The following is a 15,720-nucleotide window of genomic DNA, read 5'->3' on the forward strand; positions in this document are numbered from 1 at the left end:
GCTGTAGGAAATTCGAATTTAACCCCCAAACACGCGGATTTATTCTAACCATGATTCTTGACGCCACCGACCTGCGCCTCCTGCATTTCCTGCAACAGGATGGCCGTATCAGCAATCAGGAACTGGCGGAAAAAGTCGCGCTGTCGCCCTCCGCCTGCCTGCGCCGTTTGCGCCTGCTGGAGAGCGAAGGAATCATCAGTGGTTACCGTGCGGTGCTCAATGCCGAACAACTGGGGATCGAACTCGAAGCCATCGTCCACCTGTCATTGCGCCAGGACGTGGAGGACTGGCATGAGACGTTTATCAAGAAGGTGCAAGGCTGGCCGGAAGTGGCAAGCGCCTATGTGATCACCGGCGCCAGCAACTATGTGCTGCGGGTGCAGGCGCGCAACCTCAAGCACTTTTCTGACTTTATCGTGAACCACCTGAACCGCACGGCGGGGGTGATGGATATACGTTCGGAGATTGTGTTGCAGAAGATCAAGGATCGGGATGAGGTGTTGGATTTGGTTGTGCGCAAATAACTGAAACGCCATAAATCCAATGTGGGAGGGGCGGTGCGACGATTCGACTTGCCCCCTCCCACATTTTTGACCGCATTCAGTCTTCGAGGGCGCGAACCCGCTGCATGCGCTTTTGCTCTACCGGCGCTGCGGCGGTCTGCAACTCAAAGTCAAAATCAATCTGCGCAAACCGCCCTTGCACACCAAACTCCCGCGCCAGTTGCTGATCGTCACTGAAGCGAATTTCAGCGATCAATTCATCCCGCGTCGCGTAGGCAAAGTCATCATGCAGGTACGGGTCGTCCGACAGGTTGATCTGGGTGGTCAGGTGCCGATGCCCCGGCGCCGAGATAAAGAAGTGGATATGCGCCGGCCGCTGCCCATGACGCCCGAGCTGATCGAGCAACTGCTGGGTCGGCCCGGTCGGTGGGCAGCCGTAGCCTGACGGCACGATGCTGCGAAACCGGTAGTTGCCCTGGGCGTCGGTCTCGATGCGACGGCGCAGGTTGAACTCCGATTGAGTGGCATCAAACCACGAGTAAGTGCCGCCGGTGTTGGCCTGCCACACATCCACGATCGCCCCGGCCAGTGGCTTGCCGTCGGTGTCGCGCACCTGCCCGCGCATGAACAGCGGCACCGCTGCATCGGTCCCATCATCCAGGCGCGCTTCGTACTTGGACAGCGGCGCACCGGCTACATACAGCGGGCCTTCGATGGTGCGCGGGGTGCCGCCGGATTTGCCGGCTTCTTCGTCGGCGGCGTCCATCAACATGTCCAGGTAGTGCTCCAGGCCCAGCCCGGCGGCAAGCAGCCCGGCTTCCTGGTTCTTGCCCAGCTCGTTGAGGTAGTTGACCGCCTTCCAGAACTCTTCGGGGGTCACGTCCAGGTCTTCGATGATGTTCACGGTGTCGCGCAAAATGCGGTAGATCAGCGCTTTGGTGCGTGGGCTACCGCCGTCATTGAGGTTGCCGCTGGCTTCTTCGAGAAACTGTTGGGCGTGGGCAGTCTGGGACAGTCGGATGGACATGGTGCAATCCTCATCTTGTAATTATTGGGTATAGAACAGGCTTAACGGTCGTCCTCATGGATCGACGAAGGGTGCCGGCACAGGGCGTTCACTTCGATGGCCATGTAAGGGTAAAGCGGCAGCTGCATCAGCAGGTCGTGCAGTTCTTGCACGCTATCGACATCAAACACGCTGTAGTTGGCGTAGAGCCCGGCGATGCGCCACAAGTGGCGCCATTTGCCCTGCTGTTGCAGGCGCTGCGCCAGGGCTTTTTCGTCGGCCTTGAGGCTGGCGGCGCGTTCGGGGTTCATGTCGACGGGCAGGTTCACGGTCATTTTTACGTGGAACAACATAGAAAGCGCCTCTTAGTGTTTATCACGGCGAAAGAACGCCAGGCGCTCTTCGTCGATGGCCAGGCCCAGGCCCGGCGCGTGGGAGACATGCAGCTGAAAATCGCGGTACACCGGTGGCTCGGTGAGGATGTCTTCGGTGAGCAGCAGCGGGCCGAACAGTTCGGTGTCCCACGCCAGCGTGTTCAGGGTCAGGAATGGATGGGCCGAGGCCAGGGTGCCGATGCCGCCTTCGAGCATGGTGCCGCCGTACAGGCCGATGCCCGCCGCTTCGGCAATCGCCGCCGTGCGCAACACCGCGCGCGGGCCGCCGTTCTTGGCGATCTTGAGGGCGAACACCGAGGCCGCACCTTCGCGGGCCAGGTTGAAGGCGTCCTCGACGCACTCGATGGATTCATCGGCCATGATCGGCGCCGGGCTCGACAGGTTCAGCCGCACCATGCCGCTGCGGTTGTTGCGTGAGATCGGCTGTTCGATCAGGTCGATACCGTTGTCGCCCAATACCTTGCAGGCCCGCAGCGCGACGGCTTCGTCCCAGGCCTGGTTGACGTCGACACGCACACTGGCGCGCTCGCCCACGGCCCTTTTGATCGCAATCACATGGGCCAGGTCGCGACTGACCTCACCGGCGCCGATCTTCAACTTGAAGATGCGGTGGCGGCGCAGGTCGAGCATCTTTTCGGCCTCGGCGATGTCTTGTTCGGTGTTGCCACTGGCCAGGGTCCAGGCCACCGGCAACGCGTCACGCACGCGGCCGCCCAGCAGTTCACTGACCGGCAGGCCCAGGCGTTTGCCCAATGCATCCAGCAAGGCGCTTTCGATCCCGGACTTGGCAAACGTGTTGCCACGAATGCTGCGCTCCAGGCGCAACATGGTGGCGTTGATATTGCTGGCGTCCTGGCCGATCAGCAGCGGTGCGAAGTGGCGGTCGATGTTGACCTTGATGCTGTCGGGACTCTCGTTGCCGTAGCTCAGGCCACCAATGGTGGTGGACTCGCCGATGCCTTCGATGCCGTCGGCACAGCGCACGCGGATGATCACCAGGGTCTGGTTTTGCATCGTGTGCATCGCCAGTTTGTGCGGGCGGATGGTGGGGAGGTCGACGATGATGGTCTCGATCGATTCGATGGCGCAAATCGGCATGGCAATACCCGTTGGGTTCTTTATAGGTTTAAGCTGATTCTGTTCCGCATTTTTAAAGGCTTCCAATATAGAATTGGTCTTGAACAATACTCTCAAGGTATGAAAGGAGTCGTCATGGAACTGCGTCATCTGCGCTATTTCCAAGTGCTGGGCGAAACCCTCAACTTCACCCGCGCCGCCGAACGCTTGCACATCGCCCAGCCGCCACTGAGCCGGCAGATCCAGCAACTGGAGGATGAGCTGGGCGTCATCCTGCTGGAACGTGGTCGACCGCTGCGGCTGACCGAGGCCGGGCGGTTTTTCTATGAACACGCCAACGTGTTGCTCGAACAGTTGAACAAGGTCTGCGACAGCACGCGGCGCATCGGCCAGGGCGAAAAAACCTGGTTGGGCATCGGCTTTGCACCGTCGACCTTGTATGGCGTGCTGCCGGAGCTGATCCGCCGGCTGCGCAGCCACGAGGCGCTGGAGCTGGAATTGGGCCTGTCGGAGATGACCACTTTGCAGCAGGTCGAAGCACTCAAGGCCGGGCGCATCGACGTGGGCTTCGGGCGTATTCGCATCGACGACCCGGCCATCGTCCAGCGCGTGCTGGTAGAAGATCGACTGGTGGCAGTGCTGCCCGCCGGCCACCCGTTGTTGGCCGCACCCGCGACCCTCGCGCAACTGGCCGCCGAGCCGTTTGTGCTGTACCCCGGCAACCCACGCCCCAGTTATGCCGACCACGTGATCGCGTTGTTCGATGCCCACGGTTTGAGCCTCAAGGTGGCGCAGTGGACCAACGAATTGCAGACCGCCATCGGCCTGGTCGGGGCGGGCATGGGCGTGACGTTGGTGCCCGCGTCGGTGCAGGTGCTGCATCGCGCGGATATTGGCTATACGCCGATTGTGGAAGCCACTGCGACTTCGCCGATCATCCTGAGCCGCCGGGTGAATGATCAGTCGCCGGGGCTGAGGCATTGTTTGCAGTTGGTTGAAGAGCTGATCTAAGTTCTCCCAAACAATGAAAATCAAATGTGTTCAGAGGCTGCGTAGACGATTGCGCTGCAAGGTCTGGCTGGGGGACTCATCAAAGAGTTTTCTGTACTGCGCCGAAAACCGTCCCAAGTGAGTGAAACCCCAGCCCAGGGCGATCTCGGAGATGGTGCGGATTGAGCCGTGCTCAAGAATCTCTTGGCGCACCGCGCCCAGCCGGTACTTCTTCAGGTAGGCCATCGGCGACAGGGCAAAGTACTTGCGGAACGCATCGAACAGCTTGAAGCGCGACACGCCGGCCGCCGTCTCCAGGTCTTCCAGGTGCACCGCTTCGCGGGCGTTGTCGTGGATGTACTGGCGCGCACGGATCAAGTAGTGCGGCAACTTCACGCCAAGTACATCGCGCAGTTCCTCAGAGTAGTTGTTCGGCTGGGCCAGGATCAGGCCCTTGATCAGCGAGCTCTCCAGGTCGCGGGTAAACGCGGCCTGTTCATACAACTCGCTGCTGCGTTCCAGCTCGGCGATGAAGTAGCGCGCCATACGCCACCACGAAGCCGGCGCACCGTCCACCGCGTCCATCACCGGTTCAAAGCGCAACGGCGCATCGATGGGCCGTTGCAGCAAACCTTCCAGGGACTCGCTCATCGCCGCCCGCGTAATCACCACTTGCAGCTTGCGGCAGTCGCCGGAAATCGCCAGCACTTGGTGCTCATTGGGCGCGATGATCACGCCTTGGTCGCGGTTGGAACTCAGGCGCTCGCCGTTCTTGCTCAACTCCTGCTCGCCCACCAACGGCAGGCTGAGGCTGTAGCTGCTGAAGTGCTCGGCGTCTTCGATGTCGATGGTCACGTCGGTGCCGTATTCGATCACGCCCAAGGTGGTCGCACGGGACTTGAACACGTTGGCGCTGTGGTGAAAGCGCAGGCGCTCGGGGGTCGTCGTCGCCAGCCGGTGCGGCCCGCAAATGCCGGACATCCAGCTGCGGGCGCCTTCGAGGTCGAAGCGTTGAATCTGGATATCGCGTGTCTGGCTGCTCATCAGGGTGCACCCACGGCGGTTAGGCGTTTGCGCGCTCTGGCGGCGCGTCGTTAGGGTTGTTGGACAGCAAGTTCTGCGCCACGCCGGTGGTATCGCCACTGGATGGATAGCAAGGGCCGACTATGTGGATAAGTCACGGGGCTCAAAGCCCCTCGCGTCGTCGGACAGTAGCGCGTGACGTCACCTCGGCGCACCGTATTGGGTATTTGCTGCCCAATTTTCCGGCCCACGTTCCCCCATTAAGCGGATAGCCCGCGCCCTGCCCTGCTGCCTCTAATAAACCACCGATTAGCCCCTATCAAAAAGGTGCCTCCCATGAGTGGTGCAAGAAACGTCGAGCAGTGGAAACGCTTTATCGAAAGCTGCCTGGATTTTCGCCCGGCAGACGAAGTGTTCCGCATCGCCCGGGACATGTTCACCGAGCCGCAGCTGTTCGACCTGGAAATGGAACTGATCTTCGAGAAGAACTGGATCTACGCCTGCCACGAAAGCGAACTGGCCAATAACCACGACTTCGTGACCCTGCGCGCCGGGCGCCAGCCGATGATCATCACCCGCGACGGCGAAGGCCAGCTCAATGCGCTGATCAATGCCTGCCAGCATCGCGGCACCACCCTCACCCGCGTCGGCAAAGGCAACCAATCGACCTTTACCTGCCCGTTCCACGCCTGGTGCTACAAGAGCGACGGCCGGTTGGTGAAGGTCAAGGCGCCGGGGGAATACCCGGCAGGTTTCGACAAAGCCACCCGTGGCCTGAAAAAGGCGCGCATCGAAAGCTACAGGGGCTTTGTATTCATCAGCCTGGACGTGAACGGCACGAACAGCCTGGAAGACTTCCTCGGCGACGCCAAAGTGTTCTTCGACATGATGGTCGCCCAATCCGCCACCGGTGAACTGGAAGTGCTGCCGGGCAAGTCCGCCTACACCTACGACGGAAACTGGAAGCTGCAGAACGAAAACGGCCTGGACGGTTATCACGTCAGCACCGTGCACTACAACTACGTGGCCACGGTGCAGCATCGCCAGCAGGTCAATACCGAGAACGGCACCGGCTCTGGCACCACGCTGGACTACAGCAAACTCGGCGCCGGCGACGCGAATACCGATGACGGTTGGTTCGCCTTCAACAACGGTCACAGCCTGTTGTTCAGCGACATGCCCAACCCGACGGTGCGCTCCGGCTACGCCACCATCATGCCGCGCCTGGTGGAAGAACATGGGCAACAAAAAGCCGAGTGGATGATGCACCGCCTGCGCAACCTGAACATCTACCCGAGCCTGTTCTTCCTCGACCAGATCAGCTCGCAGCTGCGCATCATCCGCCCGGTGGCGTGGAACAAGACCGAAATCATCAGCCAGTGCCTGGGGGTGAAAAACGAGTCCGACGCCGACCGCGAAAACCGTATTCGCCAGTTCGAAGATTTCTTCAACGTATCGGGCATGGGCACGCCGGATGACTTGGTGGAATTTCGCGAAGCCCAGCGCGGTTTCCAAGGCCGCCTGGAGCGTTGGAGCGATATCTCCCGCGGCAGTCATCGCTGGGAAACCGGGCCAACGCCGAACAGCGAGGCCATCGGCATCCAACCGGCGATGACCGGCACCGAGTTCACCCATGAAGGCCTGTACGTCAACCAGCACCGCAACTGGCAGCAGTTCCTGCTCAAGGGTCTGGACAAGCAAGCGCTGACATTGCGGGAGGTGGAATGATGAATGCGCTATTGCAGTACCGGATCGAGCAGTTCTTCTACCGCAAGTCCGAACTGTGCGACGCCCAGGACTGGGACGCCTATGTGCAGTTGTTCGACCCGCAGAGTGAATTCCACCTGCCGCAATGGGACTCGGAGCATGTGTACACCCGCGATCCCAAGCGCGAAATGTCGCTGATCTATTACGCCAACCGTTCCGGCCTGGAAGACCGCATCTTTCGCCTGCGCACCGGCAAGGCCGCGTCAGCCACGCCAATGCCGCGCACCTTGCACCTGATCAATAACGTGCGCATTGCAGAGCAGGCGGATGGCGTGCTGCAAGTGAAGTTGAACTGGCACACGCTGTTCTATCGGCTGGCCACCTCGGAGCAGTTCTACGGGCACGCCACCTATCGCCTCAAGCCCGATGGCGACAACTGGTTGATCACCCGCAAGCATGCGTTGTTGCTCAACGACACCATCAATTCGGTGCTGGATTTCTATCACCTCTAAAGCACCCTTGTTGTTGTGGTGAGCGGGCCGTACGTACATCATAAATATGCAGAGAACAACACATGAATCACAAAGTGGCCTTCAGTTTTGCCGACGGCAAGACCCTGTTTTTCCCGGTGGGCGCCCATGAAATCCTATTGGATGCGGCCCTGCGCAATGGCATCAAAATCCCCCTGGATTGCCGCGAAGGTGTATGCGGCACCTGCCAGGGTCGTTGCGAATCGGGCGACTACACCCAGGACTACGTGGACGACGAAGCCCTCTCAAGCCTCGACCTGCAACAACGCAAGATGCTCAGTTGCCAGACGCGGGTGAAGTCCGACGCCACCTTCTACTTCGACTTTGACTCAAGCCTGTGCAATGCGCCGGGGCCGGTGCAAGTGCGCGGGACGGTCAGCGAGGTGCAACAGGTGTCGACCAGCACGGCGATCCTGAAGGTGCAGTTGGATGCGCCACTGGATTTTCTACCGGGCCAATATGCGCGCCTTGCGGTACCGGGCACAGGCCATTGGCGTTCCTACTCCTTCGCCAACCTGGCGGGCAATCAACTGCAGTTCCTGATCCGCTTGCTGCCCGATGGGGTGATGAGCAACTACCTGCGTGAGCGCTGCCAAGTCGGCGATGAACTGCGGATGGAAGCACCGCTGGGTGCGTTCTACCTGCGCCATGTGACCCAACCGCTGGTGCTGGTCGCGGGCGGCACCGGGCTGTCGGCGCTGCTGGGCATGCTCGATCAACTGGCCGCCACCGGCTGCAACCAGCCGGTGCATCTCTACTATGGCGTACGCGGCGCCGAGGACTTATGCGAAGCCCCACGCATCGCGGCCTATGCGGCGAAACTGCCGGTTTTTCGCTACACCGAAGTCCTCAGCGATGCCGCCCCCGACTGGCCCGGCAAGCGCGGCTACCTCACCCAGCATTTGGACCTGGCCGAATTGCGGGACAGATCGGCGGATATGTACGTGTGCGGCCCCCCGCCAATGGTCGAATCCATCCAACAATGGCTGGCGGATCAGGCACTTGATGGCGTTCAGCTGTATTACGAAAAGTTTACGCAGAGTAATATCTGACTCCTCAGCACTTCTGAGGGGCTGGTGCGGCGTGCAATCAACCCCAAGAAAAACAAGTAGAAGGGAATGTTAATGGCGGATGACATGGTTAACCCGGTGGGCCTCAAGCGTGGCCTGAAGAACCGGCATATTCAGCTGATCGCCTTGGGAGGGGCGATTGGTACGGGGCTGTTCCTCGGCTCGGCCGGGGTACTCAAGTCGGCGGGCCCGTCGATGATCCTGGGCTACGCGATTGCTGGTTTTATCGCCTTCCTGATCATGCGCCAGCTTGGCGAGATGATCGTCGAAGAGCCGGTGGCCGGTTCCTTCAGCCACTTCGCGCACAAATACTGGGGCGGCTACGCAGGCTTCCTGGCCGGCTGGAACTACTGGGTACTGTACGTGCTGGTGGGCATGGCCGAACTGACAGCGGTGGGCAAGTACATCCAGTTCTGGTGGCCCGAGATCCCGACCTGGGTCAGCGCGCTGGTGTTCTTTGTCGCGGTGAACCTGATCAACACGCTGAACGTGAAGTTCTTCGGTGAAACCGAGTTCTGGTTCGCGATCATCAAAGTGGTGGCGATTGTCGGCATGATCGTGCTCGGCTGCTACCTGCTGTTCAGCGGCACCGGCGGCCCGCAAGCATCCGTCAGCAACCTGTGGAGCCATGGCGGGTTCTTCCCGAATGGCGGCATGGGGCTGTTGATGTCGATGGCCTTCATCATGTTCTCGTTCGGTGGCCTGGAGCTGGTGGGTATCACCGCAGCCGAAGCCAGCGAACCGCGCAAGGTGATCCCCAAAGCGATCAACCAGGTGGTCTACCGGATCCTGATTTTCTACGTCGGCGCCCTGACCGTGCTGCTGTCGCTGTACCCCTGGGACCAACTGCTGCAGACCCTCGGCGCGTCGGGCGATGCCTACAGTGGCAGCCCGTTTGTGCAGATCTTCTCGCTGATCGGTAACGACACTGCTGCGCACATCCTCAACTTCGTGGTGCTGACCGCGGCGCTGTCGGTGTACAACAGCGGCGTGTACTGCAACAGCCGCATGCTGTTCGGCCTGGCCGAGCAAGGCGATGCGCCAAAAGCCCTGATGAAGCTCAACAAACAAGGCGTGCCACTGCGGGCCCTGGCGATTTCGGCATTGGTGACGATGCTCTGCGTGGTGGTCAACTACGTGGCGCCGCAGAGCGCCCTGGAATTGCTGTTTGCGCTGGTGGTTGCCTCGTTGATGATCAACTGGGCGCTGATCAGCATCACCCACATCAAGTTCCGCAAGGCCATGGGCGAGCAAGGCGTGACGCCCTCGTTCAAGACCTTCTGGTTCCCGTTCAGCAACTACCTGTGCCTGGCGTTCATGCTGATGATCATCAGCGTGATGCTGGCGATCCCGGGGATTCGCGAGTCGGTGTACGCGATGCCGGTGTGGGTGGGGATTATCTATGTGGCCTATCGGTTGCGTGTGAGTAAGGCGAAAGCGGTCGCCGCCGCACAGTAATACCCATGTGGGAGGGGGCTTGCCCCCTCCCACATTTGATTGCGCTTACAGCGTGGAACGCACTCGCCACAGTTCGGGGAACAGCACGGTGTCGAGCATCTTGCGCAGATACCCCACGCCTTCGGTACCACCGGTACCCGGTTGGAAGCCGATAATCCGCTCCACCGTGGTCACATGGCGGAAGCGCCACTGGCGGAACGAATCCTCCAGGTCGATAAACTTCTCGGCCAACTGATACAAGTCCCAATACCGGTTCGGATCGCGATACACCTCGCGCCACGCGGCCTCCACGGACTCATCGTGAACGGTCGCTGCGGTCGGGTCGCGCTCGGCACGTTTCGGATCAATCGCCAGGCCGGCCTTGATCATCAGGTTGATCGCCTCGTCATACAGCGACGGCGTGGCAATCGCCACTTTCAACTCGTTCAACAGCGCCGGCCGATGGGCGTGAGGCCCTAACAGCGCCGCGCTCTTGTTGCCGAGGATGAACTCGATCTCGCGGTACTGGAACGACTGGAACCCCGACGACTGCCCCAGGAACGGGCGAATCGCCTTGTATTCCGATGGCGTCATGGTCGCCAGCACGGCCCAGGCATGCACCAGTTGATCGAAAATCCGCGACACCCGCGCCAACATCTTGAACGCCGGCGGCAACTCGCCCAAGCGCACGTGTTCGCGGGCGGCCTTGAGTTCGTGGAGCATCAGTTTCATCCACAGCTCCGAGGTCTGGTGCTGGATGATGAAGAGCATTTCGTTGTGGTCCGGCGACAGCGGGTGCTGGGCGCTGAGGACTTTGCCCAGGTCCAGGTAGTCGCCGTAGCTCATGGACTCGGAAAAATTCAGCTCGGCGTTATGCCATTCTTCCGGCGGTTGGTAATCAGCAGAAAAGGGACATTGGCTCATCGCGTGGGCTCCTTGAGCGGGCGGAGAATGGCGCGCACCGGGCTCGCGTCCAGGTTGGCAAAACGCAGCGGCAGCGCGATCAGTTCATAGTCGCCCTCCGGTACGTCGTCGAGCACGATGCCTTCGAGAATCGCCATGCCATTGCGGGCGACGGCGTTGTGGGCGTCCATCGTCTTGGACTGTTGCGGGTCCAGGGACGGGGTGTCGATACCGATCAGGCGCACACCCAGGCTGGCCAGCAGCTCAATGGTTTGTGGGGCGATGGCGGTGAAACTCGAATCCCATTCGGTCAGCGGCGCTTGTGGATAAGTACGCAGCAACACCCGCTCGGGCAAGTTATCCACACGGCCTTGCAACTGATGCGGCTGCACCAGCGCGCCACTGCCCAGGCAATGCAGCACCCGGCACGGGCCCATGTACACATCCAGCGACACCTCACCAATCGGCGCGCCGTCGGCGCTGTAATGCAGCGGCGCGTCCACGTGGGCACCGGTGTGCGGCGACAAGGTAATGCGCCCCACATTCACCGGACACTCCGGGCCGAACTGCCACACACGCTCTTCCTGGAACGGCGTATCGCCCGGCCACGTCGGGGTCGCCGTACTCAAGGGCGGGCTGATGTCCCACCACGTTTTTATTGGGTTCATTTAAAGGCTCTCGGCGGTTACTGGGGTGAATGATACGAGGGCCAGCTGTGAATTTTCTTGCGAATTCTGGCGCGAGACGGGAAATCTTTCGCACTTACTGCGAGGAAATGGCTTATTTACGCTCAGAAGTGTCGCCGGGCCACATGTGGGAGGGGGCTTGCCCCCGATGGCAGTGGGTCAGCTGACACAGGGGCCGGCTGACCCGGCGCCATCGGGGGCAAGCCCCCTTCCACATTGACTGCGCATGGCCAGAGGAGTCGTATTCAGCTGCGCTTCTGGGCATCCCGATGTCGAGTTCAGACCACTGGCACAACGCCCAAGGCCTTAGGGTGCATCTTTGCATTCACTGCCTAGGAGTCATCATGTCCAAGCCCATCACCGTACTGCGCGACACCCATCCCCTGCCGGTCCTGGACGCGTGCAAATGGGAGAAGCTGGAAGGCGACCCACACACCGTCAACCTCAACGCCTACACCAGCGAAGACGGCAGCAAGATCATGGGCACCTGGATCTGCACCCCGGGCAAGTGGTACGTGGACTATGTGAAGTGGGAATACTGCCATTTCCAGGAAGGCTACTGCATCATCACGCCTGAGGGCCTGGAGCCGATCCACCTGCGGGCTGGGGATATCTTCGTGGTGGAACCGGGGATGAAAGGGACGTGGGAAGTGGTCGAGACGGTGCGTAAGTATTTTGTGTTTGCTTGAGTTTTTTGTGGTGCAGTCGCCTTCTGTGGTGAGCGGGCTTGCCCCGCGCTGGGCTGCAAGGCAGCCCCAATAAAAAACGCCGCATTCTCTCAGAAAGAATGCGGCGTCTGGTTTCAGGGCCGCTTCGCGCCCCAGCGCGGGGCAAGCCCGCTCACCACAATGCTCGTCCCTGAATGCCCTTATTTGGGCTTGCGGTAGCTGTTGATAATCGCCGAGAAGTCCTGGCCCCCTTCCCCACGCTGACTCATCGATTGGTACAACTGCTGAGCCACAGCCCCCAGAATCACCGGCTGTTTCGCCTGGCGCGCCGCCTCGGTAGCCAGGCCCAAATCCTTGAGCATCAAATCGGCACCAAACCCGCCGGTGTAACCACGGGATGACGGCGCGGTTTCGATCACGCCCGGCCATGGGTTGTAGGTGTCCGAACTCCAGCAGCGCCCGGTGGAGCTGTTGATGATCCCGGCCAGCACCTGGGTGTCGATGCCCAACGCGTCACCCAACGCCATCGCTTCGCTGACGCCGACCATGCTGATCCCCAGCAGCAGGTTGTTGCAGATCTTGGCGATTTGCCCGGTGCCCACGTCACCGCAATGCACGATGTTGCGGCCCATCTGCGCCAGCACCGGTTGCAGGGTGGCGAACAGTTCCGGGGGCGCGCCGACCATGAAGGTCAAGGTCCCGGCGCTAGCGCCGCCGGTGCCGCCAGAGACTGGAGCATCCGCTATCACCACACCTTGCTTGGCCGCCGCAGCGGCAACATCGCGGATGGTTTGCGGGTCGATGGTGCTGCAATCCACGGCGGGCACGCCTTGGCCGATGCCGGCCAGCACGCCGTCTTCATTCAGCCAGACGCTGCGCACATGGGCTGCGGCGGGCAGCATGGTAATTACCAGTTCGGCGCCTTGTGCCGCTTCACGCGGTGAGCCGCAGACGGTGGCGCCCAGTTCTGCGAACTCCTTGAACACGCCGGGATTAACGTCGAATACATTCAGCTTATTCCCAGCCAAAAGCAGGTTGCGGGCCATGGGCGCGCCCATGTTGCCCAGGCCGATAAATGCAATCTTCATGGTCGTCTCCCGGAGTCAGCGCAGGTTGATGGTGGTGTTGACGCCATCGTTGACCGTGTCGTCGTCAAACCAGCGGCTGGTGACGGTTTTGGTCTGGGTGTAGAACTGCACCACTTGCTTGCCATACGGGCCCAGGTCGCCGAGCTTGGAACCACGGGAGCCGGTGAAGCTGAAGAACGGCACCGGCACCGGGATCGGAATGTTGATGCCGACTTGGCCTACATCGATTTCGCTCTGGAACTTACGCGCCGCCGCGCCGCTTTGGGTGAACAGGCCCGTGCCGTTGCCGAACGGGTTGGCGTTGACCAGCGCGATGGCCTGGTCCAGGGTGTCGACTTCCAGCACCACCAGCACCGGGCCGAAGATTTCCTGGGTGTAGATCTGCATGTCCGTCGTCACGCCGCAGAACAAGGTCGGGCCGACAAAGTTGCCTTGTTCGAAGCCCGGCACCTTGATGTCACGGCCGTCCAGTTCCAGCTTGGCGCCTTCCTTCACGCCGCTTTCGATCAGTTCCAGGATGCGGGCCTTGGCGCGCTTGGAAATCACTGGGCCCACGTCGGTACCGGCTTCGCTGCCGGCATTGACCTTGAGCTTCAGCGCCAGCGCCTTGAGGTCCGGCAGCCATTGCTTGGCCGCGCCCACCAGCACCACCACCGAGGTGGCCATGCAACGCTGGCCCGCCGCACCGAAACCGGCACCGACCAAGGCATTGAGGGTGTGCTCGCGGTTGGCATCCGGCAGCACCACGGCGTGGTTCTTGGCGCCCATCATCGATTGCACGCGCTTGCCGTGCTTGCCGGCCAAGTCATACACATGGGTGCCGACAGCGGTGGAGCCCACAAACGACACGGCCTTGATGTCTTTATGGGTGCACAGCGCATCCACCACGTCCTTGCCGCCGTGCACCACGTTGAGCACGCCAGGCGGCACACCGGCTTCCAGCGCCAGCTCCACCAGCAGCAAGGTCGACAGCGGGTCCTGCTCGGATGGCTTGAGCACAAAGGTGTTGCCACAGGCGATAGCCATCGGGAACATCCACAGCGGAATCATCGCCGGGAAGTTGAACGGGGTAATCCCTGCACACACGCCGATCGGCTGGCGCAGGGTGTAGGTGTCGACGCCACCGGCGACGTTTTCGGCGAACTCGCCCATTTGCAGGGTGCCGATGGAACAGGCGTGCTCCACCACTTCCAGGCCACGGAAAATATCGCCCTCGGCATCGGCAATGGTCTTACCCTGCTCGGCGCTGAGGACCACGGCAATGCGTTTGGAATGCTCACGAATCAAGGCTTGCAGCTTGAGCATGATGCGCATGCGTGCGCCGATCGGCGTCAGCTTCCAGGTCTGGAAGGCGCGATGGGCGGCGTCGATGGCGGCGTTGACTTCATCGGCCGTAGCGAATGGGACTTTGGCCAGCACCTCTTGGGTGGCCGGGTTGACGATGTCTTGCCACTCGGTGGTCTTGGACTCGACCCACTCACCGTTGATCAGCAACTTGACCTGTTTAACGGAAATATCGGCAGATGCGTTCATGTGGTCTCCAACTCTTATATTTATGTAGAGACAAGGCGCGTGAATCGCCTTGAAGAATGAGGCGTTCGGACTGTTTTTGGAGTATAGATGTGCAAATCTCTAATAAGAACGCACATAAAAGCCGGTCCAATATGCAAAAAAACATCACATCATTGGGCTCCCTGAACTGGGACGACCTGAAGTTTTTCCTCGAAGTGGCCCGTACCCGCAAGGCCAGCGTCGCGGCCAAACGCCTGGCGGTTGACTACACCACCGTGTCACGACGTATCAGCTCACTGGAAGTGTCCCTCGGCACGTTGCTGTTCGAGAAATCCCGGACCAACGGCTTTGTACTCACCCCCGAGGGCCAGCGTTTACTGGGGTATGCCGAGTCCATCGAAAGCACCCTGCACATGGCCTGCGAGCAAGTCTCCGGCTCCGGCGTGGCGCTGTCCGGCCATGTACGCATGGGCTGCACCGAAGGCTTCGGCAGTTTTTTCGTCACCCCGCAGTTGAGCCACTTCGTCGACACCTACCCGGCTATCTCGGTAGACATCCTGCCCCTGCCCCACTTCATCAGCCTGTCCAAGCGCGAAGCCGACATCGTCATCGCCCTGGAACGCCCGGAACACGGCCCGTACGTGTGCTGCAAACTGTGCGACTACAAACTGCAGCTGTACGCGACCCAGGACTACCTCGACCAGCATCCGCCCATCCAGCGGCCTTCGGATTTGGCCGAACACCCGTTTATCAGTTATGTGGATGACCTGGCGTTCAGCTCAGAGCTGCTTTACCTGGCGAACGTAGTGCCCGGCGCCAGCGCGAGCTTGCGCAGTACCAGCGTGATTGCGCAGTACGTCGCGGCGCAACAAGGGCGGTCGATGGCGATATTGCCGTGCTTTCTGGCGGCGCAGGATCCACGGCTGTTGCCGGTGTTGGGAGAGCAGATTGCGATTACGCGGCAGTTCTGGATGTATTGCCGGGAGGACCTGCGCAAGTTGAAGCGGATTACGTTGTTGTGGGACTACATCCGGGAAGTGACGGAGCAGAATCAGGGGTTGTTGATGGGGGAGACGCGGGAGATCACGTTTGCGGATTAAGGGACGTTTCCTAGAGCCCCCCGGC

16 protein-coding genes are annotated in these 15,720 nt (G+C 60.8%); 8 read left to right on the forward strand and 8 right to left on the reverse strand.

The annotated features are described in order from the left end of the window. Positions 1 to 50: 50 nt before the first annotated feature. Positions 51 to 524, forward strand: a complete 474-nt coding sequence (locus tag PspS35_RS25085; RefSeq protein WP_003176072.1) for an Lrp/AsnC family transcriptional regulator — start codon at positions 51 to 53, stop codon at positions 522 to 524. A gap of 76 nt (positions 525 to 600) precedes the next feature. Here PspS35_RS25085 and catA read toward each other — a convergent pair whose 3' ends face one another. From catA to PspS35_RS25100, 3 genes are read right to left on the reverse strand one after another with little or no spacing between them, the layout of a single operon-like run. Continuing rightward, on the reverse strand, positions 601 to 1,530 hold the full coding sequence (gene catA / locus PspS35_RS25090; RefSeq protein WP_159937225.1) for a catechol 1,2-dioxygenase: 930 nt from the start codon (positions 1,528 to 1,530) through the stop codon (positions 601 to 603). A 41-nt stretch (positions 1,531 to 1,571) separates the two neighbouring features. Further along, positions 1,572 to 1,862, reverse strand: a complete 291-nt coding sequence (gene catC, locus PspS35_RS25095) for a muconolactone Delta-isomerase (protein WP_112196736.1) — start codon at positions 1,860 to 1,862, stop codon at positions 1,572 to 1,574. A gap of 12 nt (positions 1,863 to 1,874) precedes the next feature. Next, the gene (locus tag PspS35_RS25100) at positions 1,875 to 3,002 is read right to left on the reverse strand and encodes a muconate cycloisomerase family protein (RefSeq protein ID WP_159937226.1); all 1,128 of its coding nucleotides are present in this window, start codon (positions 3,000 to 3,002) and stop codon (positions 1,875 to 1,877) included. 114 nt (positions 3,003 to 3,116) lie between these two features. Between PspS35_RS25100 and PspS35_RS25105 the strand changes: the two genes are divergently transcribed. Then, a complete protein-coding gene (locus PspS35_RS25105; RefSeq protein ID WP_159937227.1) occupies positions 3,117 to 3,992 on the forward strand; it encodes a LysR family transcriptional regulator in 876 nt (291 codons plus the stop codon). A 30-nt stretch (positions 3,993 to 4,022) separates the two neighbouring features. Here PspS35_RS25105 and PspS35_RS25110 read toward each other — a convergent pair whose 3' ends face one another. Continuing rightward, the gene (locus PspS35_RS25110) at positions 4,023 to 5,015 is read right to left on the reverse strand and encodes a helix-turn-helix domain-containing protein (RefSeq protein WP_159937228.1); all 993 of its coding nucleotides are present in this window, start codon (positions 5,013 to 5,015) and stop codon (positions 4,023 to 4,025) included. Positions 5,016 to 5,330: 315 nt separating this feature from the next. Between PspS35_RS25110 and antA the strand changes: the two genes are divergently transcribed. The 4 genes from antA to PspS35_RS25130 all read left to right on the forward strand — a co-directional run bounded on the left by antA (position 5,331) and on the right by PspS35_RS25130 (position 9,759). Continuing rightward, positions 5,331 to 6,722, forward strand: coding sequence for an anthranilate 1,2-dioxygenase large subunit (gene antA, locus PspS35_RS25115; protein WP_159937229.1), 1,392 nt, complete (start codon positions 5,331 to 5,333; stop codon positions 6,720 to 6,722). Continuing rightward, the gene (gene antB / locus PspS35_RS25120; protein WP_159937230.1) at positions 6,722 to 7,213 is read left to right on the forward strand and encodes an anthranilate 1,2-dioxygenase small subunit; all 492 of its coding nucleotides are present in this window, start codon (positions 6,722 to 6,724) and stop codon (positions 7,211 to 7,213) included. The genes antA and antB overlap by 1 nt, the downstream gene beginning before the upstream one ends. Positions 7,214 to 7,275: 62 nt before the next feature. Next, a complete protein-coding gene (gene antC, locus PspS35_RS25125; protein WP_159937231.1) occupies positions 7,276 to 8,283 on the forward strand; it encodes an anthranilate 1,2-dioxygenase electron transfer component AntC in 1,008 nt (335 codons plus the stop codon). A 72-nt stretch (positions 8,284 to 8,355) separates the two neighbouring features. Beyond that, entirely contained in the window at positions 8,356 to 9,759 is a 1,404-nt protein-coding gene (locus PspS35_RS25130) for an amino acid permease (RefSeq protein ID WP_159937232.1), read from the forward strand. Between the two features lie 45 nt (positions 9,760 to 9,804). On the opposite strand, the gene kynA is transcribed toward PspS35_RS25130, so the two are convergent. Both kynA and kynB read right to left on the reverse strand, forming a co-directional pair. Continuing rightward, on the reverse strand, positions 9,805 to 10,662 hold the full coding sequence (kynA, locus tag PspS35_RS25135; protein ID WP_159937233.1) for a tryptophan 2,3-dioxygenase: 858 nt from the start codon (positions 10,660 to 10,662) through the stop codon (positions 9,805 to 9,807). Next, the gene (gene kynB, locus PspS35_RS25140) at positions 10,659 to 11,309 is read right to left on the reverse strand and encodes an arylformamidase (RefSeq protein ID WP_159937234.1); all 651 of its coding nucleotides are present in this window, start codon (positions 11,307 to 11,309) and stop codon (positions 10,659 to 10,661) included. Before kynB ends, kynA begins: the two co-directional genes overlap by 4 nt. Before the next feature lie 362 nt (positions 11,310 to 11,671). Between kynB and PspS35_RS25145 the strand changes: the two genes are divergently transcribed. Then, positions 11,672 to 12,016 (forward strand): cupin domain-containing protein, encoded by a 345-nt coding sequence (locus PspS35_RS25145; protein ID WP_010206533.1) that lies wholly within the window; start codon positions 11,672 to 11,674, stop codon positions 12,014 to 12,016. Positions 12,017 to 12,195: 179 nt separating this feature from the next. Here PspS35_RS25145 and mmsB read toward each other — a convergent pair whose 3' ends face one another. Both mmsB and PspS35_RS25155 read right to left on the reverse strand, forming a co-directional pair. Beyond that, on the reverse strand, positions 12,196 to 13,083 hold the full coding sequence (mmsB, locus tag PspS35_RS25150; protein ID WP_159937235.1) for a 3-hydroxyisobutyrate dehydrogenase: 888 nt from the start codon (positions 13,081 to 13,083) through the stop codon (positions 12,196 to 12,198). Between the two features lie 15 nt (positions 13,084 to 13,098). Next, positions 13,099 to 14,616, reverse strand: coding sequence for a CoA-acylating methylmalonate-semialdehyde dehydrogenase (locus tag PspS35_RS25155; RefSeq protein WP_159937236.1), 1,518 nt, complete (start codon positions 14,614 to 14,616; stop codon positions 13,099 to 13,101). A gap of 131 nt (positions 14,617 to 14,747) precedes the next feature. Between PspS35_RS25155 and PspS35_RS25160 the strand changes: the two genes are divergently transcribed. Next, positions 14,748 to 15,695: a LysR family transcriptional regulator gene (locus PspS35_RS25160; protein WP_159937237.1), complete on the forward strand. Its 948-nt coding sequence runs from the start codon at positions 14,748 to 14,750 to the stop codon at positions 15,693 to 15,695. Positions 15,696 to 15,720 lie beyond the last annotated feature (25 nt).

It is taken from the genome of Pseudomonas sp. S35, from assembly GCF_009866765.1.
GTDB lineage: Bacteria > Pseudomonadota > Gammaproteobacteria > Pseudomonadales > Pseudomonadaceae > Aquipseudomonas.